This is a genomic window from Burkholderia sp. KL41 (assembly GCF_057005415.2).
Genome location: NZ_CM174447.1, coordinates 3,534,377 through 3,547,016, shown reverse-complemented (window position 1 = coordinate 3,547,016; position 12,640 = coordinate 3,534,377). Strand labels below are relative to the sequence as shown.

At 56.1% G+C, this 12,640-nt stretch carries 13 protein-coding genes; 9 read left to right on the top strand and 4 right to left on the bottom strand.

What is annotated here, in order from left to right:
• Positions 1-214: 214 nt before the first annotated feature.
• Both PQB87_RS33440 and PQB87_RS33435 read left to right on the top strand, forming a co-directional pair.
• Entirely contained in the window at positions 215-703 is a 489-nt protein-coding gene (locus tag PQB87_RS33440) for a hypothetical protein (protein ID WP_146756243.1), read from the top strand.
• 223 nt (positions 704-926) lie between these two features.
• Positions 927-1,799, top strand: a complete 873-nt coding sequence (locus PQB87_RS33435; RefSeq protein ID WP_146756242.1) for a DUF5677 domain-containing protein — start codon at positions 927-929, stop codon at positions 1,797-1,799.
• 250 nt (positions 1,800-2,049) lie between these two features.
• Here the strand turns inward: PQB87_RS33435 and PQB87_RS33430 are convergent, their stop codons facing one another.
• On the bottom strand, positions 2,050-2,394 hold the full coding sequence (locus tag PQB87_RS33430; protein ID WP_146756241.1) for a hypothetical protein: 345 nt from the start codon (positions 2,392-2,394) through the stop codon (positions 2,050-2,052).
• Between the two features lie 489 nt (positions 2,395-2,883).
• Here PQB87_RS33430 and PQB87_RS33425 point away from each other — a divergent pair, with 489 nt between their 5' ends.
• The 5 genes from PQB87_RS33425 (at position 2,884) to PQB87_RS33405 (ending at position 7,746) form a co-directional block, all read left to right on the top strand.
• On the top strand, positions 2,884-3,324 hold the full coding sequence (locus PQB87_RS33425; protein WP_181522966.1) for a hypothetical protein: 441 nt from the start codon (positions 2,884-2,886) through the stop codon (positions 3,322-3,324).
• 26 nt (positions 3,325-3,350) lie between these two features.
• Positions 3,351-3,887, top strand: coding sequence for a hypothetical protein (locus tag PQB87_RS33420; RefSeq protein WP_111938623.1), 537 nt, complete (start codon positions 3,351-3,353; stop codon positions 3,885-3,887).
• 64 nt (positions 3,888-3,951) lie between these two features.
• Positions 3,952-4,713, top strand: coding sequence for a hypothetical protein (locus PQB87_RS33415; protein WP_111938622.1), 762 nt, complete (start codon positions 3,952-3,954; stop codon positions 4,711-4,713).
• A 643-nt stretch (positions 4,714-5,356) separates the two neighbouring features.
• Positions 5,357-6,400, top strand: coding sequence for a Swt1 family HEPN domain-containing protein (locus PQB87_RS33410; protein ID WP_228395682.1), 1,044 nt, complete (start codon positions 5,357-5,359; stop codon positions 6,398-6,400).
• A 317-nt stretch (positions 6,401-6,717) separates the two neighbouring features.
• Entirely contained in the window at positions 6,718-7,746 is a 1,029-nt protein-coding gene (locus tag PQB87_RS33405) for a DUF2806 domain-containing protein (protein WP_181522965.1), read from the top strand.
• A gap of 21 nt (positions 7,747-7,767) precedes the next feature.
• Here the strand turns inward: PQB87_RS33405 and PQB87_RS33400 are convergent, their stop codons facing one another.
• A complete protein-coding gene (locus PQB87_RS33400) occupies positions 7,768-8,205 on the bottom strand; it encodes a hypothetical protein (protein ID WP_146756240.1) in 438 nt (145 codons plus the stop codon).
• A gap of 60 nt (positions 8,206-8,265) precedes the next feature.
• Positions 8,266-8,574, bottom strand: coding sequence for a hypothetical protein (locus PQB87_RS33395; RefSeq protein WP_111938619.1), 309 nt, complete (start codon positions 8,572-8,574; stop codon positions 8,266-8,268).
• 248 nt (positions 8,575-8,822) lie between these two features.
• Between PQB87_RS33395 and PQB87_RS33390 the strand changes: the two genes are divergently transcribed.
• A complete protein-coding gene (locus PQB87_RS33390) occupies positions 8,823-10,004 on the top strand; it encodes a phosphoribosyltransferase-like protein (protein ID WP_146756239.1) in 1,182 nt (393 codons plus the stop codon).
• A 212-nt stretch (positions 10,005-10,216) separates the two neighbouring features.
• The gene (locus tag PQB87_RS33385) at positions 10,217-11,341 is read left to right on the top strand and encodes a reverse transcriptase family protein (RefSeq protein ID WP_111938617.1); all 1,125 of its coding nucleotides are present in this window, start codon (positions 10,217-10,219) and stop codon (positions 11,339-11,341) included.
• Positions 11,342-11,779: 438 nt separating this feature from the next.
• Here the strand turns inward: PQB87_RS33385 and PQB87_RS33380 are convergent, their stop codons facing one another.
• Positions 11,780-12,181: a DUF2384 domain-containing protein gene (locus PQB87_RS33380; RefSeq protein WP_111938616.1), complete on the bottom strand. Its 402-nt coding sequence runs from the start codon at positions 12,179-12,181 to the stop codon at positions 11,780-11,782.
• Between the last annotated feature and the right edge of the window lie 459 nt (positions 12,182-12,640).

Here is a 12,640-nt window from a genome sequence, read left to right as displayed (position 1 = left end):
AAGGGGTATATCTTCCACCTCGTCTAGGACCATTTGAAATGAGTAACGATGCTTCGTATTGGCAGAATTTTGCAGGCCCGGTCGCGGCTGCACTTATCACCTCTACCCTGACGTTGGGGGGATAGGTTGGTAACTGAGTCGTCAGGAAGCGCATGCTGAGCGCGTGCGTTTTATCGATGGTGCACAGGCTACCGCGCAGGAGACAAGTCGATTGTTGAACGATGGCTACAATGAACTAGCCAAAATGACCATTGCCTCACACAACAAGGGCTGGAAGGAGTTTTCGGCGTCGTCTTGGGCAGACTATATGGCATTCCACCGGCGCTGGCGTGAACAACTGATCGTTGAACACTTCAAGCTGATCCGATATTTCGGGAAGCATATGGCTGACGACCTGATTCACGTCGATGAGATTGATCTTCATCCGGTGAGCAACCTTTCATCTCCTAATCCATGTATGCCTTCTGGTGGAAAAGGTGATCTCGACATTGCCAAGCTGGCGTATGTCACAGAGTGCACGACACGCATGGCAGCTGTCACGCAAGATGTTATCGATGACGGAATTACGCACAAGACCGACGATAGCATCATGAGCTCCATTCAAGAGCATAGCAGACAAGAGAACTTTGAATCTCGGCTCCTAGAGGACTACGAAAAATCGACTGTGCGGTACCTTCGGGTGCTTGACGACACGTTGACGTAGCTTGGCGATCCTCAGGTCACGGTAGTGACACGAGGCTCTGGGGCTTGATTCATTGAAATAATTTTGTCTGAAGAGAGATGCGTGAGCTCCTGTAGCACGGCATCACTCGCAAAGGAGCAGCAAGGTACCGGACATGCTTGTTGTCGGAGAGTCCGTGCTGGACTTTGGGTTGCGCTACTCTCTTCGCCGGACTGTATCGCCCTGACTTAGCAGGATGTCTAGCATGATGACCAATCACATCACCACATTTCGCAAAGCCTTCAAAATCGACAAGACTCTCAATCTCAGTGAAGCCGCACCGTTGATTGAAGCAATATACGACGCTCAGGGGGAGGCGTACGAGGTGGTTTGCGGCATTGACTGGGATACGCCCGCGGTGGGTTTTCGTGCGCAGACACTGCTCAATCTGCTCTCCCGTACATACGAGCACGCACAGGCAATGCTAGTCGCCAGTGTAACGGGGTCACCTGCTAGCTCAGAAGTTCTGGGACGGACCGTCATTGAAGGCGCCATCAATGTGACCTACCTTGCTGCGAGAGGGAATCCAGGAATGCTGCTCAACTTTCTTCATTCGTGGGTATCTGAGCACAACAAGAAGCTCACCGACTGGAGGCAACTAATCGCAGATCGAGCTCCTCGTAAAGTGCTTGATCGCATCGACATCCGTCAGAGCTTGCTTGGAGAGCTAACCACGTACCTTGAAGGTGCCGAAAACCACTGCGGGTTGGCCGCGGAGCGATCTAACTCACCTTGGCCGAAGCAATTGCTCCAGCGATTTCAGGCTTTGGGTCGCGAGGAGGCCTACTTTGAGTGCTACCACCGCCTCAGTGGTGCATGTCATCTAACAGGCGAGGATACAATCATCTACCTCATTTCTCAGCAGATGCCGCAAGACGTACAAGTACGCATGGGGAGAGAGGCATGGGCCTACTCCCGAATGATGACGATGTTCTCCAGCCTGTTTTTCCTCGATGCAGCCATGGCATGCGCTCAGGCCTTCGGTGGCACGATCCCGTCCCTTGATGCGCATCAAACACGCATCGTGCAAGAAATCGTGAAGATTGGCCCAGCCGCGGGAATACCTAACGCCGCGTAGGTCCGTCTTTCAGGTGAACAGGGGCGTCTGATCGCAGATTTCGCACGTCGGAGTCCGCCCCGAAGCGGCTAGCCAAAGAGAGGTGTTGCCCGACAACCGCCGGCTGTCCGAAGCTGGAAAGCACGCTTCGCTATCTCCGCACTGAGGTTGACGATGCAAGATTTCGCAACTGAGGCGTAGGCGATCCAAACGGATGTACCCTTGTTTCCGGTATCGACGCCGTCATCCGGTGGAGGGAGCATCTCATTGCTCAAGTTATTTGTCCCGGTAGCTCCTCATGGACCAGCAAGGTATCACCGATTACCCAGCCCAGTCGGTCCAGCCATGCGAGTGGCAACGCGAGTATGGCTCCACCATTCTCCTCGTTTGCTTCCTTCAGTGTGAGACGAAGCAGCCCGTCCTCGGTGGCACTTGTTGGTGGCAATTGCGACAGTAGGATCTGCGCCAGGATGGCGTCGTTGCTCGGCGGCGACAGCCAGCTCGCGTAGAGGCTATCCGGATAGCCTCTACGCGAGCGCAATATCACTGTCGGACGCATGGCGGCCAGCTTGTTGGAGGCAGCCCCGCATCCTGGCCAGATGCTCAGGAAATTCATGAGCCACCAGGGCCTGTTCGCTCTTGCTCAACATCTTTGCCTCCTCGCGAGGATGCGAACCTTATGTATGATAGTCCATGATCGCGACGTGTTCCGCCGTCCGGTGATAACGTCGAGCGAACCTGTACACGGCGCCCGATGCCCGGCCGGTTGCCAGTTTACTGCGACAAATTGAGCGCGATGTGGCAGACCATTTTCGTAGGCGAGATTGAACGCCGTCCGGTGATCTTGAAGGACTGCGATGACGGTGATGGCGGCCGTGAGCTGCTAGCGGAGACAACCTATGGCAGGGGCTAGATTATCGGCGATGTCCTCGGGGTCATTGGGTTGCCGGTATCCGCCGAAGAGCCGATGCCTGTCCCAGGAGGAACGCCGGATGAAATGGAGCGCAACGTGATTGAGCAGGGCGAGTTTTTCGCGGCGCCTGAGAAGGACATCGCTCGTCTACGCACCTGCCGAACACGCCCTAATCAAGACTGAGGTGGAGTCGTGCCTGCTCAAACGTACCACCGCATCGATCTTGCACTCGCACAACTCGATGCGGCGCTTAGGCTGTTTCTCGAGTACCGCGCCTTTGCCGCGGCGATCACCCTCGCCGGTGCGGCCGAGGAGGTTTTGGGCAAAGAGGTGGGCAGGCGCGGCCGGCTGGTCGCCCGCGATCGGCGCCTCAATGGTTACGCACCACGGGATCGCAAAGCGGCCGCTGACGAGCTAAATCGTGTCCGAAATGCGCTCAAGCACTTCGGTGACGTAGACGAACCCGAATTCACCGCGGATCTCGAAGAGACGGCTCGCTGGATGCTCGAACGAGCTTGCGAGAACGCTCACCAACTCGGACTGGAGGTTCCGCGTTCAGCAGCATTTGGCGCGTGGTATCACGCGACGCTGATCGAGCGTCACGCCGCATACCAAGAAGTACCACCGACCTAATAGCTAACAATCCAGCGGGGCCAAACATGGGGACTAAAGTGACTGGTGTTGCCGATGCCAGGGCGAGGCACGCCGCACATTCTGTGTTGCGCGAGCGGATCGTCGAACACGTCTTCGTCGGCGAGACCATGCGGCGCCTCTGGCAGCTCGGCGTCGTGAACGTCGAGATCCTGCGTGCGGAGTTCGACGCGAGCGGGTACGACCTCGTCATGTGCTGCGACAGCGTTATGCGACACGTCCAGTTCAAAGTGTCGTTGGTCGACGGCACACGAGCGCAGGTGGCCATCAACCAACAGTTGGCCCGCGCGCCAAGTGGGTGCGTGGTTTGGCTCGGGGTCACGGAAGATCTCGAAATCAAGGAGTATCGTTGGTTCGGCGCGGAGCCGGGTCGTCCCTTACCGGCCATCACCGATCACGCGATTGCGCGTCATACGCGTGCCAATGCACAAGGCATCAAGGCCGCAAGGGCGAATCAGCGTGTGCTCCCAAAAGGCGCGTTCGAGAGGCTCGTGGGTCTCGACGAAATGCTCCAGCGCCTCTTTAAGATCCCGTCAACGCTCTAGGAGCACGCTAAGTCGCCGCACGCTTGGCACGAGCACTACAACTTGACATCGACAGAGCGAGATCATGACTAAATTTAACCGTTCGCGCGTGGAAGACGGCGAATATAACTTCATTGCCGGAGTGGGTCTCATCAAGGCCTCGCGACTACTGTTTTGGGATGGTAAGAAGAACTGCTTCAGGATGCCGGGCATCGATCCTGTCACTGGCATACCGGACGAAAAATTCGAGCAGGCGTGGCAGCGCTTTGACCCGCACTTCGGCCGCGTGGTGTTCTGGAACACCTTCAGTAACGGGGCTGAATATCTCATCAAAGGTCTTCTTCTGGCGCACGATCTCGATGGGTCTCGTGAATTGAATACCGCCGCGATGACGCTGCAACCAAGTCCCCAGCAACTTTCGACCTTGGCGGCCCGGGCGAAGTTGGTGAGGAAGCAAGATGCAGCGGTGTTCAAGTCATGGGCACGAGCAGACTACGGAAGCCTCGGTGACGCGATGAATGCACCGTGGAAAGCGATGTGGACTAGGAAGTATGGAAGTCTTCCGAAGAACTCGGCCGAGCGCCACGCGCTAGAATCGGAAGCCGACATCATTTACGCAGCGTATGACGTGCTGCGTAGTTCGATACGGAATCGCGATACGCACGCGTACGTACCCAATGTCCGAGAGAATCATCGCTACCTCGTTGAAGGACTTTTCCTTCCTGCGTTCAACCTCGTTCTGAAGTGGATGCCAGATCCCAACGCGATCTCGGAGATGATTAATCGGAAGACCAGAAATTCTCATGCGAGCGAGCCGGTTAGCGAGAAAGGTGAGTACGACGCATGATTCTTGCCTCTACCCGTGACTGCGTAGTCACTTATCAGGGTTGGCTGACAATATGACCGCACGCTCGAAATTCGAAATGCTCGATCCAGTCGCGATCGCGCTCACCATCGAGCAGCATCGTTGCGCGTCAGGAATGAGCGGGGGGAGACAGTCGCGGGCAAGCGATCCAAGTTTTGAGAGGAGGGAAATTCAATTGTGGCGGAGCGTTTTGGAACACGGCGTTAGTCGTTGCCAGACATGCTCGTGCATCACACGATAAGCCCGAGCTTTCGCAGCACAGCCTCAATGACCGGACGCCACTTCGGCGGGCAAGCGACCTTTCTAGGGGACGTGCGGTTCGTCCGAAGAACGATGCCATTTCTTTCCTTCGTGTCAGCGATCCAGCACGGCTTTACGGTCTTCCCGTGCGATTTTCTGATTTCGTCAATGACAACCTGATACGTGTTCATCTGCACCTCCTGGCGTTAGATACAAACGATCGTAGCGAAATACCAATCGGCTTGCGAAGAACTATTTAGTTGCTCTTTGTTCCTCGAGTCTGGCTATGTCGTTTTCGGAGCGGCGCCTGGGCGGAAGTCGCAGTGGAGGTCGGGCGCTGGTAAGGTACTGTTTAGCAGGAATCGATCACACCATCGGGGAAAACATGGGCCCTTCAGACGGTTCAGCTTGGCAAACTTTGCCCGCACAGGTTCAACGCGCATTGTCGGCGGGGTGGAACACCGGTGGAGTGCCCACCGCGGCGTCGGCGCTGTATAGCCGCTGGTGGCAGCTGGAAACGTGGTTGCGCTCGCTGGTCTATGTGGAACTGCGCAGCGAAAAGGGCGGTGCATGGGCGGACGGATTGCCGTCAACCTCTGCCGATCGCCAGCAACGCGGCGCAGCGTACCACTACATGCAAACGCCCGATGCGCAGGACCAACTTGCGTATCTGGATGCCGCGCCCCTTCTGCAGCTGACTCACGATCAATGGTCGCTGTTTGGTTCGTCTCTGCCTGCCCAAAAGATCTGGGCAGGTCGAATCGAGGAGCTCCGGGAGATTCGAAATCGCATTGGTCATTGTCGCCGGCCCCATGAGGACGATCTCAATCGCCTCGAGCAGACGCTCAAAGATCTTGAGGGTGGGGCCTTTCGGGCCATGTCGTCGTTTAATGACCGTTCCCCGGCCAGTCCGCAATGGTCGGATGTCCTGGTTCAGGACTGGATTCACGGAAGCCATGCCGATGCGTCGTTGATTGCGCATGGAGCCGGACAATACCAAACTTCCTTCAGGCTCCTGGTTTCGCGCCGTCCGTGGGCAAAGCCTATGGCTCCAGGTGAACAGCAGATTGGCCCGCGACCAGGTTATGTTTGGCATGCCTGTTGGTATTTCAGGGGCGGTCGATTCTTTGATCTCGCGCAATTCTGGCAGGACATCGAAGATGACAAGGAGCTCGTCATGTTGGCGTGCGCGGCCTCCTCATCAAGCCTTGAGCTCTCGTTTTCCGCAGTCGAAGATCCGCAACACGTTAGCGACGTGATCGGCCACTGCTTTGTGGCCGCGCTCGAGAACCAACGTTTTACACCGTGCGACGAAGATCCTGATGCCTGGGCGCGCCGCTTTGCGAATGTGGATCCGCGGGTGCATGCCGGTACACCTTGGGCGACTTTGGGCCCCAGCATGGCGGGGGCGAGCATATTTTCTGCGTGACGGACTGCCGTATTTTCGAAAGGAATACAAGTCAATGGCTCAGCTTATTCAGATCGCCCCGGGCGTGTTGTTCTCATCCGATGTACTGAGCCCTGAGTGGGGACGTATACATCGGCGGGATGAGCTCGGAGCGGAGGCTGGCAGGGATGTCCGTGCCGCAGACCCATCGTGGCCGGTGGTAAAGGCAAACCATTCGGACGCATCCGAAGCGCCAGACGGACAAATGCTGTTGCTGTGGCGCGATCGGCCGCATGATGTGTCGAGCGACATCGGCAGCCGGCCCCCATCCTGAGTTGATAACTTTCCTGGAGAGGACGATGGACCACCCAGTGCCTGGTGAGAAACTGTTGACCCGGCTCCTCGAAACCCTCGACAAGGGCATAAGTGCCCTGCTCAGGCCTTGGCAAATTCGACGGGAAGACCGCGCGCGAGTTGAGGGGCGCGAGCGCGAGCTACTGATCATCGCTCAGGCCGAACATGATGTCGAAGATATTCGTGCCGGCCGAAAGACGGTCGTCCAGAATCAAGGCACGGTGCGATTGTTGCCGGCCAATTCAGAGTTGGTCGATGGACGGGTGGAGCCCGTACTCTCTTTGCCGGCTATGCTCGACAATGCCTATCAACGCCAGGTGATAAACCTGCTGCAGGAAGAGATCAACGTCGCGAAAACGATCCTGAAAGCGGAGGACATCCTTGCTGGAGATCCCTCTACTGCTCCTTCGACGTATGCCGATCCTGACTGGCTCGCGCGGTGGCGTAGAAGTGCAGCGCAAATGTCATCTGACCAACTGCAATTCCTGTTTGCGAGCGTGTTGGCGGGTGAGGTCAAGTCCCCCGGTAGCTTCTCGCTGCGGACGCTCGACTTCCTGAAGAATCTGTCGCGTGATGAGGCGGAGCGCATGCAGTTCGTGTGCCCCTTTCTTGCCAACGGGCGGTATGTTTTCACGCTGGGCCCGCTGCAGGCGCCTCAGGTTTACCACGACAATCGGGAGTTCCCGTTCTTTCTCCAGGAACTCGGGCTGCTATCAGGGAACGGCTACATGGGTAATGTGCTGCAGAAGTTCGAATCCGAGATCGCTTCAGAATTTCGGGTGGTCCTTCGGCTCAACGATCGCGCCGTCATCGTGCGTGGGTCCGATCCGAAGGCGATCCTTCAGCTGAACGGCTACAAGACAACGCCGGTGGGCGCACAGGCGCTGTCGCTGTGTCCGATGTCTGCCCCGGAGAGCTATCTGCAGGCGGTGGCGGTGCACTGCAAATCGAAAGGGTTTGCCGTTGCCATTGCCTCGCGCTGCGCCGGCACGGAGCCGGCGGAAGAAGGATGGATTGATGAAGTGGCGGTCTAACGCCGTCGAGGAATACGCAAACTAAGATCCCGGGTAGGCCAACCGCCGCGTTGGCCGATGGCCGGCGAAGTGCAACCGGATGTACAGCGGCTGACCGCGCAGCGCTCCCTTGTCCCAGTCGAAATGGTCCGCCTCGGCGAAAACCAATGGGTTGCTGGAGTAAGGCTCGATTCGAGAGTCGAGCAGCTCGTCGAGTTCGGGTGACTGAAACGTGCTGTATCGAGCGCACGGCCAGCGACCTTGACGAAGCTGGAGCTCCCAATAGGAAAGGATGAGGGGGCGTCCGGATAGGTTGCGAATCGTGATCGTATTTCCGCGTTGCTCGCCACTGCAAAACGAAAATCCGACGTCAACGCGATGGCGGTCTCGCCAAACCTCCCAGATCTTGATCGCACCGAGTGCCGTCGAAACGACCGCGCCCCATAGGGCGAGTACCAATGAGAGAGACGGACCATTCATCGACTATTCCCCACATCGTATGCGCGAGCGTTAAGCACTCTGGAGTGCGGTCGCGCAATCCTACCCAGCAATTGTGGCCATCAACTGGTTCAGCGCCAAGGCGAGCCCAATCGCATAGGCATGAAGCATGATGGGCAACACCACGACATTCGAAGACCATGCACGGACGCCCCCGGTTTGCCAAGCTTTCATTTGCGACGGTTTGAAGGTATTCCTTATCTCGTTGTCATGCCGTTCGGCGATGTCTGCAAACAACCCCGTGCAATATCGAGTGGCCGCTGCGGAGCCGTGCGAAAGGCGCTTCGCGACCCATATCTGCCTCTCGACCTGGTGAGCCGCCAAAGGCGGATTCCAAAGTGCAACTGTCATTCGTGCAGGCCGGCAAGTAATTGGCCGAAGCAGTCAGTCGTGTTTGATTGAAGACCGGCAGCCGTTGTTTGCGGGATCGCGAAAGGGATTGGAAAATATGTGACAGAATTATCGTTATCGTTTGGCGCCCAGCGAACAAATATGACGATAGAATCATCAGTCCAACCCTAACGCACTTAAGAGATACTATTTCGTATCAACCAGGTTCACGGGAGATGCGAAAAAATTGTCAACATTGAAGGTATCGAATGCTTACCGGGATCAGAACGCTTTCTTTGGGTGCAATCAAGTCGTCGCCAGAAATCGATCAATGGCTTCTACAGTTTTCGCCTCACCAGTGGACTACGGCCGAAATGATGCTGTCACGGCTTTGGTTCGTGGGGAGAGATGTATACAGCGAATGGCTCAAACGCGAACTTTCCCTGTTGGACCTTCAATCCAAGCATGCGGTGTATGCGGTCAGAAAATTGGATGGGACCGATCCGTGCTATTGGCAGGACGACGGTACACCGACGCCGCGTTCGGGGCAGTCGCTCGGCAGCGAAGATCTAGTCTATTCCATCATCTCTAACGCCGGCCGGATCAGCCAAGGTGCGTTGCTCGATCACCCGAGTCTCGCAGAGATAAAGGAAGGGAAGCTTCGTAGCTTCGTGCTAGTCGACGACTCTATCGGTAGCGGGCAGCGAGTGGTCGATTTCATCAATGCGATGCTACGACACAAGCAGTTTATGAGTTGGTGGAGTCTAGGATGGGTGCGCATAAGAGTTGTCGCCTTTGCCAGGACATACTCCGCAGAGAAATACATCGTTCGGAATATTCGGGGATCGGATCACCCTGCGCGAATCATTCCGAAATCGGAGAAGATCACGTTCGCTAGCGAGCTTCGATACGACGCCAATTTTCTCGAGTCAAGATGGGGCTCAGGTTTTCAGTCGATCGTTGACTTTTGCCGCAGCGTTACTTCAATCCCGACGTTCATGCAAGATGGATTTGGAGGCGTCATGGGGAATCTCGTCTTCTATCATAGTGTCCCAGACAACATCCCGGGCATGTTGTGGTACGGTGAAAATGGCTGGTTGCCGCTATTCCCGAACAGAGGACTGCCGGTTTGGATGACTGACCTACTGGAGCATCCGGCGGCAGAGCGAGGTTACACTGCAGAGAACGGCGCCCCGGATACGGATCTTTTCAGGCTGATCGCCCTAATCAAGTCCGGCGTGCGCACCCCGCTGTCAATTTCATTACGCATGAATTGCGACGCCCCCTTTGCACTTGCGTTAATTGCACGTGCACAGAGAGCTGGGTTGGTGACTGCCAATGTCCGGCTAACCGAAGCGGGAGCCGATTTCTTCCATGAAACTTCACGCACTAGCGAGGTTGCCGTATATGACTATGCCATGTATATTCCAACCTCTTGGAGTGCCGGCTAGTCAGACGCTCAGCCGTTTTCATTCTCTGCCAGTTGTGACAGAAAATGAAAACAGAATCCACCGATGGTGGGTGGATGGGAAGGCCAGACCGGTCTTTCTGGGAAGATCTGACGCAATGGCGGCTACGCCGCCCTACTCTATCGAGCTCCACATCCTGCGGCGACTCGTAAGGACCTCGATAGTGTAAGACCCAAGGGTCGAAGGAGAGGTGAGTGGAAGACTGGTCGGCACACCAACTTTTTCAAGCGGCATCAGCTAGTCTGGATAGATCGACGGCGACCGCACTTTCGGCCTATGCGCGAACGCTTCAATCAGCCAAATTGCCGGTAGTTTTCTCCCTGCGGCATCTCAGCGGTATCGTGGGCGTCAGTTACAAGATGCTACGCGAAAGCGTGCGGAGAAAGCGCGAGGCCGCCAATTACCGGATATATCGCATCGCAAAACGCGACGGAACGTTCCGACACATTCACGAGGTAACTTCTGACTTGTTTCGCGTGCAGACCTTCCTTGCACACGAAATCCTCGCAAAGGTATCCCCTCATCCTGCGGCCTTTGCTTTCCATGCAGGCGGTGGGATCAAGAAGTGCGCCGCGCAGCATTGTGGTGCTCGGTGGATCTTCCAATACGATCTTTCGAACTTTTTCTACAGCATCAATGAGGCGGATGTCTATCGGCTTTTCTGTCATTTGGGATACCGTCCGTTGCTAGCATTCGAGTTTGCTCGATTGAGCACAACGATACGAATGCCACCCTATATGGCAGGGATTATTAATATGGTATCCCCAGACCATAGAGGAATGCCCTACGCCGATGCATGCAATAAGCTGGGGGTTCTTCCGCAAGGGGCCCCCTCAAGCCCAGCGATAAGCAATTTGGTTGCGAAGGACTTGGACGACCGTCTTACGAAAGTAGCGGTACACTACAAGCTTGTTTACACGCGCTATGCCGACGATATTACGATCTCCGCAATGGACGTCGGAAAGGGGCGCTCACGAGGCGAAATACATCGTTCTGTGATTCACGCCATCCGAAAAAGTGGCTTCGTCGAGAATGAGAGCAAGACGCGCATTGCCGGCCCGGGCTCAAAGAAACTGGTACTTGGTCTGCTGGTAGACGGACCTCAGCCCCGGCTGTCACGGCAGATGTATGAACGAGTCGATACCCGCCTATATGCATGCCGGAAATTTGGCTTAGAGGCGACGGCGGACTTCTACAAATTCGATTCGGCCTACGGCTTCTACAATCACTTAGCTGGCCTGCTTTCTTTCATAAAAGACGTAGACCCGTTGAGTTGGAACAGCTTCGCTCCTCGCTTCAAAGAGATTCCACCACCCTGACGTTCACGACGGCTAGCATCTATCGGCGCTGGATCCAATGCCGAAATTATTCCGGTATCTGAGAGACGCGACGTTTGAATGTCCACCTGAATGCGCGGGTGACAGGCCGGAGATGGCCGATATTTGCCAGATACCGACGCCGGTCACGACGCAGTCTCAATTGCACGCTACACGCGATATCGAGATCCACGAACTACAGTTCGTGGTGCGCGCGAGGGTCCGAAATACACAATTATCGAGTGGACATACGGTTACGTTGGCGCGAAAAAGGAAATGCCCGATCATCGAGCGGGCATCGGAAGAGGTGGGGCAAGAACATACCACGGAACCACGTCCAAGCCGGTAAGCCCCGCTCCCTGTTTACTTTCGCCAAACATAGGTCGGCTACGACGTGAGAGTAGCCGCTATTTTGCAGACCCACAACAGGTGTACTCGACGCTATCCGGCCGCACCGGTCTCGAGCGATGTGATGTAGCGAAGCAGGTCTTCAGTGCGTCCCTCCGATATCAGCTCTTCGGCAGTCTTGTAGCTAAAGGTCGGCAGCGGTTCATTGCGATACCAAAACAGCGTGCTTCGTACGTCTCCGGAGATATCGGCTGCAGCTCGGATGACCCGGAGCGCGTCTCGAAGGTACTTTTGCACGCTTTCGGAGCCAGCCAAGCGGGTTACCGTATTACGGTGCACATGGGCCAGCCGTGCGAGCGTTTGCATATCGATATGCAGGGCAGACGCGAAACGCCGCGCTGAGAGGATCGGCGCGAGATTCTCTGAGTCTCTCAAAGACGCCATGAACTGGTCGAAATTGAGGGGTGTTGAATTTGGGGCTGGATCATGGCTCATGGCAGATTGCTCACTGCACACTATCTGCACATTTATAGCACAAGGAGTGCTGACCGTGCTGGTCGCTGAAACGCTCATCCATTGCGCTGCTGGTCGCCCAGTTCCCGATACACCTAGGTAGGGCCGTGACATTCCCAAGGACGACTTTTCTGAGAAATCCCGGGGCCACGGACATCTTTTTTGAGACGAGATGCACGTAGATTTCTCAAAAAAGATGTCCAAGTCCTTGATCTGTCTAGGGGGCCAAAGACACCTTTTCTGCGAGCCCACAGCATCGATGCGTCCGTGCAGTTCCTCACAGGGTTTCTTGATCTCCAGATCGATCGTGGCCACCTTCTTGTCCGATCGGGCATCGAGTCTATTCAGCGCGTGACGGAACCCGGTCGTCGAGACGTCATTCTCCGCCGGCAGTTGCACGCCCCTCCGAACAGTCCGCCGCGCTCGCTGCGCGTCGCCTGG

What these genes read in the sequence shown, in the direction of transcription:
- PQB87_RS33435 (WP_146756242.1), top strand. Translation starts at nt 927, where the DNA reads ATGATGACCAATCACATCACCACATTTCGCAAAGCCTTCAAAATCGAC.
- PQB87_RS33430 (WP_146756241.1), bottom strand. Translation starts at nt 2,394, where the DNA reads ATGAATTTCCTGAGCATCTGGCCAGGATGCGGGGCTGCCTCCAACAAG.
- PQB87_RS33420 (WP_111938623.1), top strand. Translation starts at nt 3,351, where the DNA reads ATGGGGACTAAAGTGACTGGTGTTGCCGATGCCAGGGCGAGGCACGCC.
- PQB87_RS33415 (WP_111938622.1), top strand. Translation starts at nt 3,952, where the DNA reads ATGACTAAATTTAACCGTTCGCGCGTGGAAGACGGCGAATATAACTTC.
- PQB87_RS33410 (WP_228395682.1), top strand. Translation starts at nt 5,357, where the DNA reads ATGGGCCCTTCAGACGGTTCAGCTTGGCAAACTTTGCCCGCACAGGTT.
- PQB87_RS33405 (WP_181522965.1), top strand. Translation starts at nt 6,718, where the DNA reads ATGGACCACCCAGTGCCTGGTGAGAAACTGTTGACCCGGCTCCTCGAA.
- PQB87_RS33400 (WP_146756240.1), bottom strand. Translation starts at nt 8,205, where the DNA reads ATGAATGGTCCGTCTCTCTCATTGGTACTCGCCCTATGGGGCGCGGTC.
- PQB87_RS33395 (WP_111938619.1), bottom strand. Translation starts at nt 8,574, where the DNA reads ATGACAGTTGCACTTTGGAATCCGCCTTTGGCGGCTCACCAGGTCGAG.
- PQB87_RS33390 (WP_146756239.1), top strand. Translation starts at nt 8,823, where the DNA reads ATGCTTACCGGGATCAGAACGCTTTCTTTGGGTGCAATCAAGTCGTCG.
- PQB87_RS33380 (WP_111938616.1), bottom strand. Translation starts at nt 12,181, where the DNA reads ATGAGCCATGATCCAGCCCCAAATTCAACACCCCTCAATTTCGACCAG.